Below are 16,759 nucleotides of genomic sequence, written 5' to 3'. Positions count from 1 at the left end.
AACTGCCGCCGGGCCTCCCGCCAGGGATCCCGGCGGCGTGCGCCGGGGGTGCGCGGTCCGTCCCGCGCACCCCCGGCGATCTGCGTTTTTCGCCCCGGTCACCCCGCATCCGCAGGGCGCCCGTTTCGTTGGCTGATACGTGCATCCATACGACTCCTCCCGCGCCCCGTCCTATCCGAGCACCGTCCCCCCGCTGCGTCCCGCACGGGACCGGGACAGCGCTCCGGCCGCCTCGCACACCCCGATCTACGACATGCTGTACTCGGAGTACCTGCGCGCCTTCCGGGCCCTGCCCGGGGACCGCACGGGCGAGGAAGGCCTCGGCTTCACGGCGTTCTCGTACGGCGTCGGGGGGTCCTCGTACAGCGGTGGGACCGGAAGCGGGTGGAACGGTTCGGCATGGCAGCCGGCCGACAGCTGGCAGCCCTCGTACGCCCCGCAGCCGTCGTACTCCTACGCCGGCCAGGGGGCCGACGGTCCCGGATACGCCGGCGGGCGGCAGAACGCGACCGGGATGCAGCACATCCCGGCGGCTCTGCCGCCCGCTCCGCGCCGGGGGTACTGACCCCGCGCCGGACTACTTCTTCTTGTGCTGGGCTCCGCGCTTCTCGCGCACCCGCACGGAGATGTGGATCGGAGTGCCCTCGAAGCCGAACTCCTCGCGCAGCCGGCGCTCGATGAAGCGCCGGTAGCCGTGCTCCAGGAAGCCGGAGGCGAAGAGGACGAACCGCGGCGGCTTGCTTCCCGCCTGGGTACCGAACAGGATGCGGGGCTGCTTTCCGCCGCGGATCGGGTGCGGGTGTGCGGCGACGACCTCGCCGAGGAAGGCGTTCAGGCGGCCGGTGGGGACGCGCGTCTCCCATCCCGCGAGGGCGGTCTCGATCGCCGGGACCAGCTTCTCCATGTGACGGCCGGTGAGCGCCGAGACGTTCACCCGGGGCGCCCAGGAGACCTGCTGCATCTCGGTCTCGATCTCGCGTTCCAGGTAGTAGCGGCGCTCCTCGTCGAGCTCGTCCCACTTGTTGTAGGCGATCACGATCGCGCGGCCGGCCTCGACGGCCATGGTGATGATGCGCTGGTCCTGGACGCTGATCGACTCGGTGGTGTCGATCAGGATGACCGCGACCTCCGCCTTCTCGACGGCGGCGGCCGTCCGCAGGGAGGCGTAGTAGTCGGCGCCCTGCTGGAGGTGCACCTTCTTGCGGATGCCCGCGGTGTCGACGAACTTCCAGGTGACGCCGCCGAGTTCGATCAGCTCGTCGACCGGGTCGCGGGTGGTGCCGGCCAGCTCGTTGACGACGACGCGGTCCTCCTTCGCGACCTTGTTCAGCAGCGAGGACTTGCCGACGTTCGGGCGGCCGATCAGCGCGATGCGGCGCGGGCCTCCGACCGCGGTGCCGAAGGTCTGCGCGGGGGCCTCGGGAAGGGCCTCCAGGACCGCGTCGAGCATGTCGCCGGTGCCTCGGCCGTGCAGCGAGGAGACCGGGTGCGGCATGCCGAGGCCCAGCGACCACAGGGAGGCCGCGTCGGACTCCCCGCTCTGGCCGTCGACCTTGTTGGCGCACAGGACGACGGGCTTCTTCGCCTTGCGCAGCAGCCTGACGACGGCCTCGTCGGTGTCGGTGGCGCCGACCTTGGCGTCCACGACGAAGACGACCGCGTCGGCGGCCTCGATGGCGTACTCGGCCTGGGCGGCGACGGAGGCGTCGATGCCGAGGACGTCCTGCTCCCAGCCGCCGGTGTCGACGACCTTGAAGCGGCGGCCGGCCCACTCGGCCTCGTACGTGACGCGGTCGCGGGTGACGCCGGGCTTGTCCTCCACGACCGCCTCGCGGCGGCCGATGATGCGGTTCACCAGGGTCGACTTGCCGACATTGGGCCGGCCGACGACGGCGAGGACGGGGAGGGGGCCGGAACCGGCCTCCTCGATCGCGCCTTCGACGTCCTCGATGTCGAAGCCCTCTTCCGCGGCGAGCTCCATGAACTCCGCGTACTCGGCATCGCCAAGTGCTCCGTGGTCGTGCTGGTCGTTCATGAAGTCCGTTCCTCGTCGTTCGTGGTGATCGGTGGCACCCGCGCAGCGCGGTTCCACTACTAGGTCAAGTCTCGCTCAGCGCCCGGTCAGGCGCTTGGCGTCGGCCAGGTGGGCGGTCAGCCGGTGCTGTATGCGTGCGGTGGCCTCGTCCAGCGCGGTGCGGGTGCGGCGGCCACTGCCGTCCCCCGCATCGAAGGCCGAGCCGAAGACGACGTCGACCCGGCTCTTGAGGGCCGGCAGGCCCTTGACGAGCCGCCCGCGGGTGTCGCCGCTGCCCAGGACGGCGACGGGCACGATCGGTGCGCCGCTGCGGACCGCGAAGTACGCGAGTCCCGCGCGCAGCGAGGCGAAGTCGCCCTCGCCCCGGGTGCCCTCGGGGAAGATCCCCAGGACCCCGCCGCTGTCGAGCACGCCGAGGGCACGGCCTATGGCCGTACGGTCGGTACCGCTGCGGTCCACCTTGACCTGCCCGATCCCTTCGAGGAAGGGGCCGAGCGGGCCGACGTACGCTTCCTTCTTGATCAGGAAGTGCAGCGGCCGCGGCGCGGTGCCCATCACCATCGGGCCGTCGATGTTGTGCGAGTGGTTCACGGCGAGGATCACGGGGCCCGAGGCGGGCACCTTCCAGGCGCCCAGTACGCGCGGCTTCCACAAGCCGTACATGAGCCCGATGCCGATGCGCCTGCCGACCGCCGCACCCCTGAGGGAGGGCGTTTCGCTCATCGGCTGCGCCGCTCTTCGACCAGTGTGACCACGCACTCGATGACCTGGTCCATCGTGAGGTCGGTGGTGTCGACCTCGACGGCGTCGTCGGCCTTGGCCAGCGGGGAGGCCTTGCGGCCGGAGTCGGCCGCGTCGCGCTTGATCAGGGCTTCCTTGGTGGCCGCGAGGTCGGCGGCCTCCTTGCCGCGCAGTTCGCCGCTGCGGCGGGCGGCGCGGGCCTCGGCGGACGCCGTGAGGAAGATCTTGAGGTCGGCGTCGGGCAGGACGGTGGTGCCGATGTCCCGGCCCTCGACGACGATCCCGCCCTCGGCCGCGGCGGCGATGGAGCGCTGGAGCCCGGTGATGATGCTGCGCACCTCGGGGACGGCGCTGACGGCGCTGACCCTGGAGGTGACCTCCTGGGTGCGGATGGGACCGGAGGCGTCCAGACCGTCCACGGTGATCGTGGGGGCGGCCGGGTCGGTGCCCGAGACGATGTCCGGCTTGCCCGCGGCGACCGCGACGGCGTGCGGGTCGTCGGTGTCGACGCCGTTGGTGATCATCCACCAGGTGATGGCCCGGTACTGGGCACCGGTGTCCAGGTAGCGCAGCCCGAGCTTGGCGGCCACGGCCTTGGAGGTGCTGGACTTGCCCGTGCCGGAGGGACCGTCGATGGCGACGATCACGGCGGACGGAGCTGCGGTTTCCACGGTGCGGGCACCTTCCTGGTTGCGCGTACGTGTCCGGGCGCGCCAAAGCGCCCCTCCCCAAGGTTACCGGCCCCCGGCGGCCCCCGGCCCCGCCCGTCTCCGGGCGGCCCCCGGGCGGCCCCGTGCGGCCTCGGAGCCGTCGCCGGAGCCGCCGCCCGGAGCGGGGCGCGCGGGGCGGCGCCGGTCCGGGGCTACTGCTGGCGCAGTGCCCAGCCCCGCTCGCGCAGCTCCGCGGTCAGTGCGGCCACCGCCCGCGGCTCCACCATCAGCTGGACCAGACCGGCCTGCTGGCCCGTCGCGTGCTCGATCCGCACGTCCTCGATGTTGACCCCGGCCCGCCCGGCGTCGGCGAAGATCCGGGCCAGCTCGCCCGGCTGGTCGCTGATGAGCACGGCCACCGTCTCGTACACGGTCGGCGCCGCGCCGTGCTTGCCCGGCACCCGCACCCGGCCCGCGTTCCCGCGCCGCAGCACGTCCTCGATGCCGGCCGCGCCGCCGCGCCGCTTCTCCTCGTCGGCCGACTGGAGGCCGCGCAGGGCCTCGACCGTCTCCGCGAGGTCCGCGGCGATCCCGCTGAGGACGTCGGCGACCGGCCCCGGGTTCGCCGAGAGGATCTCCACCCACATCCGCGGATCGGAGGCCGCGATCCGCGTCACGTCCCGGATGCCCTGCCCGCACAGCCGGACGGCCGTCTCGTCGGCCTCCTCCAGGCGTGCCGCGACCATGCTCGACACCAGCTGGGGGGTGTGCGAGACCAGCGCCACCGCCCGGTCGTGGGCGTCCGCGTCCATCACCACGGGTACGGCCCGGCACAGGGCCACCAGCTCCAGCGCCAGGTTCAGGACCTCGTGGTCGGTGTCCCGGGTCGGGGTGAGCACCCACGGGCGGCCCTCGAAGAGGTCGGCGGTGGCCGCGAGGGGGCCCGAGCGCTCCTTGCCCGCCATGGGGTGGGTGCCGATGTAGGCGGTGAGGTCCACGCCCAGCGCGGCCAGTTCCCGCCGCGGGCCGCCCTTGACGCTGGCCACGTCCACGTACGCCCGGGCCACGCCGCCGCCGATCACCCCGGCCAGCGTGGCCGCGACGTGGGCCGGCGGGACGGCGACGATCGCGAGGTCGACCTGGCCCTCCAGCGGCTCGTCGGATCCGGCGCCGAGGGCGGCCGCAGTGCGGGCCTGCGCCTGGTCGTGGTCGACGAGGTGGACGGTGATCCCGCGGGCCGACAGGGCGAGCGCCGCCGAGGTGCCGATCAGTCCGGTTCCGATGACGACGGCGGTTCTCAAGGGTGCGCTCCAGGTGTGCGTACGCGACGGCGGCGGGCTGTCCGCCCAGGGTATCCAGGGCGGTCGGCGCGAAGGCCCGGCGGCCCGTCCCGTGGAACGGCGGCCGGGCCCTCGCGGCGGTGCCGGAAGTCCGTCGGGACGTCAGAACTTCTGCTGCCGGATGATGTCCTCGAGGGAGCCCGCGGGCACCTGTCCTCCCGGGGTCAGCTTGTCGACCGCCGAGGGGAGCGTCCGGGCGATCTCGTCGGCGGCCTTCTCCGGGCTGACGCCCGCCTGCTGGGCGACCTTCTGCAGGGTGTCGGCCGGCAGGGCCTCCTTGATCTGGTCGCCGCTGACGGGCTGGTTGTCACCGGTGCCGATCCAGGACTGGGCCTGGTCGGCCAGCCCCGACCTGGCCAGCATGTCCAGCAGCCCGCCCAGCGGGTTGTTCGCGCCGCCTGCCGCCTGGGCACCGCCCGCGCCGCCACCGCCGAGCAGTGAACCGAGGACGTTGCCGCCCCCACCGCCCTGGCTGCCGCTGCCGCCGCCTCCGAGGAGACCGCCGAGGAGAGAGCCGAGGTCGTTGCCCGCCATGGTCATGCCTTTCGAAGGGGGGGCCGGGCCGCGCGCGGCAGCGGCGTACCCGGCTTCGAGACACGGACAATGTCACCTGAACCGGTGGGTGCCGCCACCTGGCGGACGGCCGCCGGGCGGCGCTGCGGTAGAACGATCGGCATGATCTTCCACCTCGTCCCGCTGGCCGACTGGACCGCCGCACCGGACTCCCCGTACGCCCCGCCCTCCCTCGACTCCGAGGGGTTCGTGCACTGTTCGGCGGACCGCCCGACGGCGCTCGCGATCGCCGACGCGCACTACCGCGGGGTACGGGGGACCCTGCTCGCGGTGGAACTCGACGAGGAAGCCCTGACCGCGGAAGTCCGCCGGGCGGGTGACTCCGGGGGCCGCTACCCGCACGTCCACGGTCCGCTGAACCGGGAGGCCGTGGTCCACGTGTGGGAAGTCGTACGCACACCCGGCGGTCCTGCCTCACTGGTCCCATGGCAGCCGGGTGCATGAACCGGCGCGGCGGGCTTCTTCCGAGGCCCTCCGCGGGCCAGGATGCTGCACGTCATCCGGCCACTCAGCGAGGAGACAGTCATGAGCGACACCACGCACACCGCCCGGCGCACCGTCCTGGCAGCAGGAGCCACCGCCCTCGCGGGGGGAGTGCTGGCCGCCTGCGGTGACGGCGGGAAGGATCCGGCGGGCGAGTCGGGCAGCGCCACCCGGCCCTCGGCGCCCGCGCCCCAGGCGGCCCAGAAGGCGATCGCCAAGGCGGCGGACGTCCCCGTCGGCGGCGGCACGGTCCTCAAGGAGCAGAAGCTGGTGATCACCCAGCCCACGGCCGGGAACTTCCGCTGCTTCACGGCGGTCTGCCCCCACCAGGGCTGCCTCGTGAACAAGGTGGCGGACGGCACCATCGACTGCCCCTGCCACGACAGCAAGTTCAAGGACACCGACGGAGCGGTGACCAAGGGCCCGGCCACCACCCCCCTGGCCGAGAAGAAGATCACCGTCGCGGCGGACGGCAGTATCTCGCTCGCCTAGCCGCGGGCGGGGTGCATACGCTCCCCCGATGGACGATCTGACGCTGGTACGGGACCACACGGTCTATCAGTGCGTGATGGGCTCCCGGGCGTTCGGCCTGGCGACGGAGGCGAGCGACACCGACCGGCGCGGTGTCTACCTCGCCCCGACGCCGCTGTTCTGGCGGTTCGAGAAGCCCCCCACGCACGTGGAGGGCCCTCGGGCCGAGGAGTTCTCCTGGGAGCTGGAGCGTTTCTGCGCGCTCGCCCTGCGCGCCAACCCGAACATCCTGGAGTGCCTGCACTCCCCCCTCGTGGAGAGGATCACCCCGGTCGGCGAGGAGCTGCTCTCCCTCCGCGAGGCCTTCCTCTCCCGCCGGGCGCACACCAGCTTCAGCCGGTACGCGGCCTCCCAGCACGGCAAACTCCTCGCGGACGTCCGCACCTACGGCGCCCCGCGCTGGAAGCACGCCATGCACCTGCTGCGCCTGCTGCTGTCCTGCCGCGACCTCCTGCGCACGGGCCGCCTGACGATCGAAGCGGGCCCGCACCGCGACCGCCTCCTCGCGGTCCGGCGCGGCGAGCTGAGCTGGGACGAGGTCGACGCCTGGATGACCCGCCTGACGGAGGAGACGGAGACCGCCCTGTCCACGACGCCCCTCCCCGAGGAGCCCGATGCAGCCCGCGTCGAGGACTTCCTGGTCCGCGCCCGCCGCGCGTCGGCCTGACCGGGGCTCCTAGGAGGTGCGCCGGCGGACGACGAAGGCGTCGAGGGCGTCGTACGCCGATCCGTACTCCGGCAGGGCGGAGGCCTGCTGCGCCGCGTCGAGCACCCTCTGCAGCGTCTCGAACTCCTCCCGCAGCCGGGCGGGCGAGGGCTCCGTGCAGGCGGCGTGCTCGGCGGCCGCCTTGGCCTCGATCAGGCCGGCGAGCCGGCCAGGCGCCTCCGGCACCTCGGCCAGCAGGGTCGGCAGGTGGGCCTGCACCTCGCCCGAGCGCATCAGGTGGATGCCCGTGAGCAGCGCCCGGAAGGCGTAGAGCAGCGGCTTCAGCTCGGCCGCCTTCTCGAAGAGCCGCCACTGGGTGGTGGCGAAGCCCCGGTAGTGGTGGGCGTGGTGGGAGGTCAGGACGCCCGGGGCCAGCGCGATCAGCTCCTCGTGCGCCGGGGTGGTGTGCACCACCAGCGGGGACAGCAGCTGCTCCAGTACGTAGCCGTTGCGGTTGAGCATCAGCCGGACGAACTTGCGCAGGTCGTGCGTGACGAGGTCCATCTCGACCCCGTCCCGGTCCCACATGCGGCTGCGGGTCTCCTCCGGTTCGCGCAGCCCCAGGAGGGACCGCGCCGGGAGCAGGTGGGCGCCGCGCAGGTCGATGTCGGAGTCCCGGGAGGGGAAGCCGTACAGGTGCGCGCCCGACACCGTGGCGAAGAGCAGGGGGTCGGGCTGTTCGGCCACGACGGGCGTCAGGTCGAGACTCAGTGCATCCAGCATGGGTCAAGCATCCCAGAGTGTGCCGAAGGCCAGGAGCTCGTCGCGGTACTCGATGCGGCCCTCCCATTCGCGCGGCCAGACGTCCGCGCCGAGGTGGGCGCCCGCGAAGGCGCCCGCCAGGCAGGCGAGGGAGTCCGAGTCCCCGGCGGTGCAGGCGGCGCGGCGCAGGGCCGTCAGGGGGTCCTCCGGGAAGAGCAGGAAGCAGTGCAGGGCCGTGGCCAGGGCTTCCTCCGCGATCCAGCCCTCGCCGGTCAGCAGGCAGGGGTCGGTCTCGGGGGACGGGTTGCGCAGGGCCGCCGCGAGCCGGTCCAGGGCCGCCAGGCATTCGTCCCAGCCCCGGGCGATGAAGGACTCCGGCGAGGCGTCGGAGGCCGTGCGCATCCACAGGTCGCCGAGCCAGCGCTCGTGGTAGCGGGTGCGGTTCTCCAGGGCGTACGAACGCAGTTGCCCGACCAGGCCGGTCACCTCGGTGCCCTCGGCCAGCAGGTGCACCGCCCGCGCGGTCAGGTCGGAGGCGGCCAGAGCGGTGGGGTGACCGTGCGTCAGGGCCGACTGGAGCTGGGCGGCGCCCGCCCGCTCCTCCCCGGTCCAGCCGGGTACCAGCCCGACCGGGACGACCCGCATGTTGGCGCCGCAGCCCTTGGAGCCGGTCTGGCTGGCGTCGCGCCAGTCCCGCTCGGGGTGGTCCAGCAGTCGGCAGGCGGTCAGGCAGGTCCGGCCGGGGGCCCGGTTGTTCTCCGGCGAGTGGTACCAGTCGACGAACTCCTCGCGGACCGGCCGGGCCAGGCGCAGCGGTCCGACCCGGCCCCGCCCGGCGGCCGTCCGCATGCCGCGCGCCAGGGCCAGGGTCATCTGGGTGTCGTCCGTGACGATCGCCGGGCGGGGCAGCTTCATCTCGCGCCACGGGCCGGTCTTGGCGAGGATCGACGGCACGTCGTCGAACTCGGTGGGGAATCCCAGGGCGTCCCCCAGGGCGAGGCCGATCATGGCACCGGTCGCGGCGCGCTTGGTGGTGCTCGTCATCGGGGGTGTCCTTCCGTGGGGCGGAGCAGGGGCGGGTGCAGGGCGGTGGCCGGTCCGGGCCGGTAGAGCGCGGCCGGTTTGCCGCGGCCGCCGGTGAGCCGGGCCGCGCCCGGGACGGCTTCGACGAAGCCGGGGGTGGCCAGGACCTTGCGGCGGAAGTTGGGACGGTCCAGGGAGGTGTCCCAGACGGTCTCGTAGACGGCCTGCAGCTCCCCGAGGGTGAACTCGGGCGGGCAGAAGGCAGTGGCCAGGCAGGTGTACTCCAGCTTCGAGCGGATCCGCTCGCGGGCGTGGGCGAGGATCACCGCGTGGTCGAAGGCCAGGCCGTCGGCCGTGCCCACCGGCAGCCAGCCGGCGCCGTCGGCGTCGCCGCCGCCCTCCGCCGCCGGTTCCGGCATGTCGGGGACGAGGGCGGTGAAGGCCACGGAGACCACCCTCATCCGCGGGTCCCGGTCCGGTTCGCTGTAGGTGCGCAGCTGCTCCAGGTGCAGGGCGGCCACCAGGTCCGGGGCGAGGCCGGTCTCCTCGGCCAGCTCGCGGCGGGCGGCCGTCTCCGCGGACTCCCGGGGCAGGACGAAGCCGCCGGGGAGCGCCCAGGCTCCCGCGTACGGGTCCTGGCCCCGCCGGATCAGCAGCACGTGCAGGGCCCCGGCCCGGACGGTGAACACGGCGAGGTCGACGGTCACGGCGAACGGCTCGAAGGCGTACGGGTCGTAGCCCGGCGCCGGTTCCCCGTTCACCGGGCCTCCGGCAGGGGGTCAGCGAAGTGCCAGCCCTCGGCGAGCAGTCCGTCCACCGCCGCCACGGCCGTGGCCAACCGCTCCCGCCGGTCCCCGCGCACGACGAGGAAGCGCCGTCCGGTCGCCTCCAGCTCCTCGCGGAACCGTCGGGTCATCCAGGGTCTGAGGTGCGGCCCGTCGCGGAGGCCGTCGTCCTCGAAGGGCACGTCGGCGTGGTCCGTCAGCAGGTACAGGTCCCGGCGGGTCAGGGCGGCGACCTCCTCGACCTCGGTGCTGCGGCCGCCGAGGTAGCGCTCGTGCCAGATGCCGGTCGCGAAGGAGTCGGTGTCGCAGATCAGCACGGGGGAGCCCGTACGGGCCGCCCGTTGCTCCTCGGCGTCCTGGCGGCGGGCGATCACGGGGAACTCCTCCGTGGCGAAGGAGATGTCCGCCCAGGTGGCGCCGGGGTCGGCGGCCCGGGCGGCCGCGAGCTTCTCCTCGCTGTAGCGGCGTCCGTACTCGGCTACCCAGCCGGTCGCCGCCCAGACCCCGCCGCGGGCCCGGTAGTGGGCGGCGAGGTCCCGGGACAGGGTCGTCGTCCCGGTGGACTCGGCGCCGAGGACGACGACCCGCCGGGCCAGGGAAGCCCGCACGGCGGGCCCGAGGAAGCCCCAGCAGGCTGCCGGGTCCGTGCGTACGGCCGTCCCCGACACGGGGAACAGGGTCCGGCCGGGGTCCACGCAGACCTCTTCGGCGCCGAACCGGTGCGCAAGCTCGGTCCCGTACTCCTCCGAGGTGAAGACGGCGTCGACGGGCCGGCCGACGGCGCGCCGGAAGATCGCCATGTGGGCTTCCCAGACCGCCGGGTCGTGCAGGTCGACGGGGATGTCGTCCACCGCGCCGATCACGTCCGCACCCGGGTGCGCCTCGCGCATCCAGGCGACGCGGTCGGCGAGGGGCACCGATTCCACGGAGGCCGCGCAGACCAGTACGGTCAGCCGCGCGCAGCGGTCCTGGGCCGTGCGCACGAGGTGGTGGTGGCCGGCGTGCGGCGGGTAGAACTTGCCGAGCACCAGCCCGTGGCCGAACCGCCTCATGCCGCCGCCCCCAGGGCCGTACGGGCGCCCGGCGCCGGCAGCGAGCGCCGCCAGCCGCGCAGGCCGGCCACGCACAGGGCGAGGAAGCCCACGTACAGGACGGCGGTGAGGTGGAGCCCCTTGGAGACGTACAGGGGGATGTAGACGAGGTCGGCGGCGATCCACAGCCACCAGGACTCCACCAGCTTGCGGCACTGGCCGTAGGTGGCGGCGAGGGAGAGGCCGGTGGTGACGGCGTCCCAGAAGGGCACGGTCGAGTCGGTGGCACGGCTGAGCAGCAGCGTGAGGCCGAGCACCCCCACCGCCCCCGCCGCGGCCAGCCACACCCATTCAGTGCGCGTGGTGCGGCGCACCGGCAGCGCGTCGGCGGTTCCTGGTCCACCCCCGTGGGTCCAGGACCACCAGCCGTACGCGGCGAGGGCGATGAAGACGATCTGGAGCCCGGCGTCGGCGTAGAGGCCCGCCTGGGCGAAGAGCACGATGAAGAAGATGTTGTTGGCGATGCCGACCGGCCAGTTGGCGACGTGCTGCCGGGCCACCAGCCAGACGCACACGGCGCCGGTGGCGAACCCGAGCACCTCGGTCCAGCTCAAAGTCCAGTTCATGCCGGCCCCTCACTCGCGTTTATAGTCACGTTGACTATAAACAGGGAGAGGGGTTCCGGACAAGGGAAGAGCCCGCAGCGCCGTGGGCACTGCGGGCTCTTCGGGGAAGGCGGGGCCTACAGACCGACCTCGCGCATCAGCATGCCGACCTCGGTGTTGGTCAGGCGGCGCAGCCAGCCGGACTTCTGGTCGCCCAGCTCGATCGGGCCGAAGGAGGTCCGGACGAGCTTCTCGACGGGGAAGCCCGCCTCCGCCATCATGCGGCGGACGATGTGCTTGCGGCCCTCGTGGAGGGTGACCTCGACCAGGTAGTTCTTGCCGACCTGGTCGACGACGCGGAAGTGGTCGGCGCGGGCGTACCCGTCCTCCAGCTCGATGCCGTCCTTGAGGCGCTTGCCGATCTCACGCGGCAGCGGGCCGGTGATGGCGGCGACGTAGGTCTTCTTCACGCCGTACTTCGGGTGCGTGAGGCGGTGGGCCAGCTCGCCGTGGTTGGTGAGCAGGATGATGCCCTCGGTCTCGGTGTCGAGCCGGCCGACGTGGAAGAGACGCGTCTCACGGTTGGTGACGTAGTCACCGAGGCACTGGCGGCCGTCCGGGTCCTCCATGGTGGAGACGACACCGGCGGGCTTGTTCAGTGCGAAGAACAGGTACGACTGGGTGGCGACGGTCAGGCCGTCCACCTTGATCTCGTCCTTCGGCTGGACGCGCTTGCCCTGCTCCAGCACGATCTCGCCGTTGACCTCGACGCGGGCCTGCTCGATGAGCTCCTCGCAGGCGCGGCGCGAGCCCATGCCGGCGCGGGCGAGCACCTTCTGCAGGCGCTCCCCCTCCTCCTCGGCGCCCGGGAAGGTCTTCGGCGTCTTGATCACGGGCTTGTCGGCGTACCGGTCGCGCACGCGCTCCTCGATCCGCGCGTCCAGCTCGCGCGGACGGGACTGGCCGCTGCGGCTGCCGGGGCCGCTGCGCGGGCCGCCGGCCCCGCCGATGCCGGGGGTCTTGGAGGTCTTGGGGCCGCCCTTGGCACCACCGCGCGCCGCTGCGCCACGGGCACCGGAGCCACCCCGGACGCCGTCGGCCGCGCCACGGGCACCGCCGCCGCCGGCCTTGGCACCGCCGCGGCCGTTGCGCTCGCCCTCGGGGCCGACGTCGTAGCGTCGCTCCTCAGGGCGGGGGTTGCGGATGCGGGGCGCCTGCTCGCGGTCACGCGAGTCGGAGCCGCCCTGGTATCCGCCGCCCTGGTAGCCGGAGCCGCTGCCGCTGCTGCGGTAGCCGCCGGAGCTGCCACCGCGGGCGCCGCCGCCGCCGGAGCCGCCACCACGGTAGCCACCGCCGGAGCCGCTGCCACCGCCGGAGCCGCCGCCGCGGTAACCACCGCCGCCGGAGCTGCCGCCGCGGGCGCCGCCGCCGGAGCTGCCACCGCGGGAGCTGCCACCGCGGGAGCTGCCACCGCCGGAGCCGCCGCCGTAACCACCGCCGCCGGAGCTGCCGCCGCGGGCGTTACCGCGCCCGCCGCCGCTGCTGCTGTTCCTGTTGCCGCCACCGTTGCCGTTGCCGCTGCTTCGCATCAAAGTTCCGTCGTCTTGTCGTCGTCTTCATCAGTGTCCGGTGCGTCCGGATCGAACGACGGCACACCTTCTTGCGTCTCGGCTTCGATCGCGTCCGCCTCGGGGAGGAAGGGCGCGAGCTCCGGGAGCTCGTCCAGGCCGCGCAGGCCCATCCGCTCCAAAAAGTGGTTCGTCGTCCTGTACAGGATCGCACCTGTTTCGGGTTCCGTCCCCGCCTCCTCCACCAGACCCCGCTGGAGGAGGGTCCGCATGACCCCGTCGCAGTTGACTCCGCGGACCGCCGACACCCGGGAACGGCTCACCGGCTGGCGGTACGCGACGACCGCCAGCGTCTCCAGCGCCGCCTGCGTGAGGCGGGCCTGCTGGCCGTCCAGTACGAAGGCCTCGACCGCCGGGGCGCAGTCCGCCCTGCTGTAGAAGCGCCAGCCCCCGGCGACGAGGCGCAGCTCGAAGCCCCGGCCGGCGGCCGCGTACTCGTCGGCCAGCTCGCGCAGGGCGTCCGCGACCTCGCGCGGCGTACGCTCGAGCACCTTGGCGAGGTGCGCCTCGGTCGCGGGCTCGTCCACGACCATCAGCACGGCCTCCAGCGCCGGCTTCAGCTCCAGCGCGGCCACCGCACTCACGTCGCTCATTCCTTCGCCTCCACGATCCGGTCGAACTCGTCGGTCACCGTCGGCATGCCGTCGCCGTCCCCGCCGCTCCAGCGCACGGTCAGGGTCCTCAGCGCCTCCGCCTGGTCGAGGACCACCGCTTTCTCGCGGTAGAGCTCCAGGAGGGCCAGGAAGCGGGCCACCACGGTGAGGGTGTCCGGCGCGTCCTCGGTCAGCTCCTGGAAGGTGGCCTCGCCGCGCGTCTTGAGCATGCGCACGACGAACCCCGCCTGCTCGCGGACGCTGACGAGTGGTGCGTGGATGTGGTCCACGTACACCTGCGGCTTCGCCCTGGGCTGCATGGCCTTGACGGCGAGGCGGGCGAATCCCTCCGCGCCGATGCTGATGACCACCTCGGGCAACAGCTCCGCGTGGTGCGGCTCCAGGCCGACGGTGCGCGGGTAGCGGCGGCCCTCCGCCTCCGCGCGCCGCTCGAAGATCTCGGCGATCTGCTTGTACGCCTTGTACTGGAGCAGCCGGGCGAAGAGCAGGTCGCGGGCCTCCAGCAGGGCCAGGTCGGCCTCGTCCTCCACCTCGGCGGCCGGGAGCAGCCGGGCGGCCTTCAGGTCGAGCAGGGTGGCGGCGACGACGAGGAACTCGGTGGTCTGGTCGAGGTCCCAGTCCGGGCCCATGGCGCGGATGTGGGCCATGAACTCGTCGGTGACCTTGGACAGCGCGACCTCGGTGACGTCGAGCTTGTGCCGCGAGATGAGCTGGAGGAGCAGGTCGAAGGGCCCCTCGAAGTTGTCGAGCCGCAGGGTGAACCGGCCGTCGCCCGCGGCGGGGGCCGGTACGGCGTCAGCGGCGGGTGGCCCCTGAGGGCGGCCGGCGGGTGTGTGCGCGGCCTCGGGGGCCTGCGGGGGCTCCGCCCCGCCCGGGGTGGGCGTACGCCCCTCAGCGGGCGGCACAGGGGCTTGCGGCCCCTCCGCCCCGGGCGCGCCGGGACCGCGTCCCAGCATGCGGCGGGCGGGTCGGCCGGGTGGGGCGGAGGGGGGCATCGCGGTCCAGGGTGGTGCGGAGGGGCGGCACGGGCGCCGGCCTGAGACCCGGCGCCCCGAGCAGCCTAGAGCCTGTCGTCACAGTGGCGCCGGTCAGGCCCGCGGCGTCCGGCGCCGGCATCGCAAGGCGGAGGGGCGCCCGCGTACTGGACGTACCCGGGTGCCCCGACAACGCGGCGAGGTGCGGTGCCGGGCGTCGCGGGCCAGGCGCCACTTCGACGACGGGCCTAGGGCGTCCCCCCGCCGATCGGGCCGGACCGGCCCGGATCGCCCGGCACCGCCGACCACGAGGTGTGCCGTGGGCCGGGGCGCGGGGGTGGTCAGCGGCCGCGCAGGCGTCGTACGAGGATGCTCGCGTCGCCGCGGGATTCGAGGTCGGCGAGGACGACCGCGACCGCTTCGCGGACGATGCGGCCGCGGTCGACCGCCAGCCCGTGCTCGCCGCGCAGCACCAGCCGCGCGTGTTCGAGGTCCATCAGTTCCTCGGCGGAGACGTACACGGTGATCTTCTCGTCGTGCCGCTCGCGCCCGCTGGGCCGCCGGTTCGCGCCCCGGCCCTGCCCCTTGCCGCGCCCGCCGGCCTGGGCGCCGGGACCGGCACCCGCACCGGCGGGGCTGACAGAACCTTCCTGCGGCCTGCGCGGCTGCCCCACGACGGGGCCGCCGGACCCCGCGGCCTCAGCCTCCCGGCTGCGGCCCTCCCCCGCCGTTCCCTCGGCCGAGGTGGCCGAGTGTTCCGCGGCGGACGCCTCGTCGGCTCCCCGCCGGGGCGAGGACGACTGGAGGGCCATCCCCCCGGTCGTACGGAACAGTTCGTCGGCTCCGGGCAGACTCACTCGGCGTGACACCGGGCGAGCACCTCCCTGGCCAGCTGGCGATACGCGGCGGCGCCGACGGAGTTGGAGGCGTACGTCGTGATCGGCTCACCGGCGACCGTGGTCTCCGGGAAGCGGACCGTGCGGCCGATGACCGTGTGGTAGACGTGGTCGTCGAAGGCCTCGACGACGCGCGCCAGCACCTCGCGGCTGTGCACCGTACGGGAGTCGTACATCGTGGCGAGGATGCCGTCGAGCTCCAGCTCCGGGTTCAGCCGCTCCTGCACCTTCTCGATGGTCTCGGTCAGCAGCGCCACGCCGCGCAGCGCGAAGAACTCGCACTCCAGCGGGACGATGACCTTGTGAGCCGCTGTCAGGGCGTTCACGGTCAGCAGACCGAGCGAGGGCTGACAGTCGATCACGATGTAGTCGTAGTCGGCCATCAGGGGCTTCAGGGCCCGCTGCAGGGTGGACTCGCGCGCGACCTCGCTGACCAACTGCACTTCGGCAGCGGACAGGTCGATGTTGCTCGGCAGCAGGTCCATGTTGGGGACCGCGGTCTTGAGCAGCACCTCGTCGGCCGACATGCCCCGCTCCATGAGCAGGTTGTAGACCGTCAGGTCGAGTTCCATCGGGTTCACGCCGAGACCCACGGACAGCGCGCCCTGCGGGTCGAAGTCGACGAGCAGCACGCGGCGCCCGTACTCGGCGAGCGCGGCACCCAGGTTGATGGTCGACGTGGTCTTGCCCACGCCGCCCTTCTGGTTGCACATCGCGATGATCTTCGCCGGACCGTGGTCGGTCAGCGGACCCGGGATGGGGAAGTACGGCAGCGGGCGTCCGGTCGGGCCGATCCGCTCCCGGCGCTGGCGGGCAGCGTCGGGGGCGAGGGTGGCCGCGTACTCGGGGTCCGGTTCGTACTCCGCGTCGGGGTCGTAGAAGTGCCCCTCGGGCACCTTGTCGTAGTCGGCGAAACCCACGGGCTTTTCGCCGCTCAGGTCGCCGGCCCTGGAGTTCACGTCTAGGCCGTCCATGCTGTTTCGGGGCGTCGTCATGTGCTGGTGGTTTGCGAAGGTGCGTACTGCGACGGAGCCGACGGCTTCGAGGCCGGCAGGGCTCGGGCCCCGCTCAGGCATGTCTGCTCGACCACCCCCAGGAGCAAATGTCGACTCATTCACAAGTCGTCTTACCTCCTCGGACGTGACCAGGACACTTATCGATAGGTCAGCGTGGCACCATGCCGACGGTTGGCGACTCTATGGCGTGTCACCACTCAGCGGCAACACAATCCACCGGACCCGGCACGATGTGTCGGCAACCGAACACCACTCTGTCAAGGGCGCGCGGACTGTCGCCGCGAAGTTTCGCAGGTGTGCGAAAGGGCTAAAGGGTTACGTTCGAGGCGAGTTGAACGGGCTCCCGGGCCGCCGCGCAAACACGTCCGGCCGGACCTTGCGGGCAAGGTCCGGCCGGATACGTGAGATTGACGTCAGTCGTTGACG

Annotated in this window: 18 protein-coding genes and 1 pseudogene; 4 read left to right on the top strand and 15 right to left on the bottom strand. The window is 73.1% G+C overall.

Going from position 1 to position 16,759, the window contains the following annotated elements:
• The first annotated feature begins 139 nt into the window (after positions 1 to 139).
• Positions 140 to 565 carry a hypothetical protein gene (locus ACFWUZ_RS24540; protein ID WP_384376706.1) on the top strand — a complete coding sequence of 142 codons (426 nt, stop codon included), beginning with the start codon at positions 140 to 142 and terminating at the stop codon, positions 563 to 565.
• 12 nt (positions 566 to 577) lie between these two features.
• On the opposite strand, the gene der is transcribed toward ACFWUZ_RS24540, so the two are convergent.
• From der to ACFWUZ_RS24515, 5 genes and pseudogenes are all read right to left on the bottom strand, one after another.
• Positions 578 to 2,035, bottom strand: a complete 1,458-nt coding sequence (der, locus tag ACFWUZ_RS24535; RefSeq protein ID WP_384376703.1) for a ribosome biogenesis GTPase Der — start codon at positions 2,033 to 2,035, stop codon at positions 578 to 580.
• A 75-nt stretch (positions 2,036 to 2,110) separates the two neighbouring features.
• The gene (locus ACFWUZ_RS24530; protein ID WP_384376700.1) at positions 2,111 to 2,758 is read right to left on the bottom strand and encodes a lysophospholipid acyltransferase family protein; all 648 of its coding nucleotides are present in this window, start codon (positions 2,756 to 2,758) and stop codon (positions 2,111 to 2,113) included.
• Entirely contained in the window at positions 2,755 to 3,447 is a 693-nt protein-coding gene (gene cmk, locus ACFWUZ_RS24525) for a (d)CMP kinase (RefSeq protein WP_384376697.1), read from the bottom strand. The genes ACFWUZ_RS24530 and cmk overlap by 4 nt, the downstream gene beginning before the upstream one ends.
• Positions 3,448 to 3,638: 191 nt before the next feature.
• Positions 3,639 to 4,727: a prephenate dehydrogenase gene (locus ACFWUZ_RS24520; RefSeq protein WP_384376694.1), complete on the bottom strand. Its 1,089-nt coding sequence runs from the start codon at positions 4,725 to 4,727 to the stop codon at positions 3,639 to 3,641.
• 141 nt (positions 4,728 to 4,868) lie between these two features.
• Positions 4,869 to 5,327: pseudogene (locus tag ACFWUZ_RS24515) on the bottom strand (YidB family protein); the annotation flags it as partial.
• A gap of 114 nt (positions 5,328 to 5,441) precedes the next feature.
• Between ACFWUZ_RS24515 and ACFWUZ_RS24510 the strand changes: the two are divergent.
• The 3 genes from ACFWUZ_RS24510 (at position 5,442) to ACFWUZ_RS24500 (ending at position 7,020) form a co-directional block, all read left to right on the top strand.
• A complete protein-coding gene (locus ACFWUZ_RS24510; RefSeq protein WP_384376691.1) occupies positions 5,442 to 5,783 on the top strand; it encodes a DUF952 domain-containing protein in 342 nt (113 codons plus the stop codon).
• Between the two features lie 81 nt (positions 5,784 to 5,864).
• The gene (locus tag ACFWUZ_RS24505) at positions 5,865 to 6,314 is read left to right on the top strand and encodes a Rieske (2Fe-2S) protein (protein ID WP_384376688.1); all 450 of its coding nucleotides are present in this window, start codon (positions 5,865 to 5,867) and stop codon (positions 6,312 to 6,314) included.
• A gap of 28 nt (positions 6,315 to 6,342) precedes the next feature.
• Positions 6,343 to 7,020, top strand: a complete 678-nt coding sequence (locus tag ACFWUZ_RS24500; RefSeq protein ID WP_384376684.1) for a DNA polymerase beta superfamily protein — start codon at positions 6,343 to 6,345, stop codon at positions 7,018 to 7,020.
• 9 nt (positions 7,021 to 7,029) lie between these two features.
• On the opposite strand, the gene ACFWUZ_RS24495 is transcribed toward ACFWUZ_RS24500, so the two are convergent.
• The 10 genes from ACFWUZ_RS24495 to ACFWUZ_RS24450 all read right to left on the bottom strand — a co-directional run bounded on the left by ACFWUZ_RS24495 (position 7,030) and on the right by ACFWUZ_RS24450 (position 16,393).
• The gene (locus tag ACFWUZ_RS24495; RefSeq protein ID WP_384376681.1) at positions 7,030 to 7,782 is read right to left on the bottom strand and encodes a DNA polymerase beta superfamily protein; all 753 of its coding nucleotides are present in this window, start codon (positions 7,780 to 7,782) and stop codon (positions 7,030 to 7,032) included.
• A 3-nt stretch (positions 7,783 to 7,785) separates the two neighbouring features.
• Positions 7,786 to 8,805: an ADP-ribosylglycohydrolase family protein gene (locus ACFWUZ_RS24490; protein ID WP_384376678.1), complete on the bottom strand. Its 1,020-nt coding sequence runs from the start codon at positions 8,803 to 8,805 to the stop codon at positions 7,786 to 7,788.
• Positions 8,802 to 9,545 carry an NUDIX domain-containing protein gene (locus tag ACFWUZ_RS24485; RefSeq protein ID WP_384376676.1) on the bottom strand — a complete coding sequence of 248 codons (744 nt, stop codon included), beginning with the start codon at positions 9,543 to 9,545 and terminating at the stop codon, positions 8,802 to 8,804. Before ACFWUZ_RS24485 ends, ACFWUZ_RS24490 begins: the two co-directional genes overlap by 4 nt.
• Positions 9,542 to 10,621: an AAA family ATPase gene (locus ACFWUZ_RS24480; RefSeq protein WP_384376673.1), complete on the bottom strand. Its 1,080-nt coding sequence runs from the start codon at positions 10,619 to 10,621 to the stop codon at positions 9,542 to 9,544. The genes ACFWUZ_RS24485 and ACFWUZ_RS24480 overlap by 4 nt, the downstream gene beginning before the upstream one ends.
• Entirely contained in the window at positions 10,618 to 11,226 is a 609-nt protein-coding gene (pnuC, locus tag ACFWUZ_RS24475; protein ID WP_384376670.1) for a nicotinamide riboside transporter PnuC, read from the bottom strand. The genes ACFWUZ_RS24480 and pnuC overlap by 4 nt, the downstream gene beginning before the upstream one ends.
• A gap of 116 nt (positions 11,227 to 11,342) precedes the next feature.
• On the bottom strand, positions 11,343 to 12,794 hold the full coding sequence (locus ACFWUZ_RS24470) for a pseudouridine synthase (RefSeq protein ID WP_384376668.1): 1,452 nt from the start codon (positions 12,792 to 12,794) through the stop codon (positions 11,343 to 11,345).
• Positions 12,794 to 13,426 (bottom strand): SMC-Scp complex subunit ScpB, encoded by a 633-nt coding sequence (gene scpB, locus ACFWUZ_RS24465; protein ID WP_384376664.1) that lies wholly within the window; start codon positions 13,424 to 13,426, stop codon positions 12,794 to 12,796. Before scpB ends, ACFWUZ_RS24470 begins: the two co-directional genes overlap by 1 nt.
• Positions 13,423 to 14,442, bottom strand: coding sequence for a segregation/condensation protein A (locus ACFWUZ_RS24460; protein WP_384376661.1), 1,020 nt, complete (start codon positions 14,440 to 14,442; stop codon positions 13,423 to 13,425). The genes scpB and ACFWUZ_RS24460 overlap by 4 nt, the downstream gene beginning before the upstream one ends.
• Positions 14,443 to 14,762: 320 nt before the next feature.
• Positions 14,763 to 15,290 carry a hypothetical protein gene (locus ACFWUZ_RS24455; RefSeq protein WP_384376658.1) on the bottom strand — a complete coding sequence of 176 codons (528 nt, stop codon included), beginning with the start codon at positions 15,288 to 15,290 and terminating at the stop codon, positions 14,763 to 14,765.
• Positions 15,275 to 16,393: a ParA family protein gene (locus tag ACFWUZ_RS24450; RefSeq protein ID WP_384376655.1), complete on the bottom strand. Its 1,119-nt coding sequence runs from the start codon at positions 16,391 to 16,393 to the stop codon at positions 15,275 to 15,277. Before ACFWUZ_RS24450 ends, ACFWUZ_RS24455 begins: the two co-directional genes overlap by 16 nt.
• Positions 16,394 to 16,759 lie beyond the last annotated feature (366 nt).

The sequence above is a fragment of the Streptomyces sp. NPDC058646 genome, from assembly GCF_042716875.1.
Lineage (GTDB): Bacteria > Actinomycetota > Actinomycetes > Streptomycetales > Streptomycetaceae > Streptomyces.
This window is presented reverse-complemented; position numbering and strand designations above follow the sequence as displayed.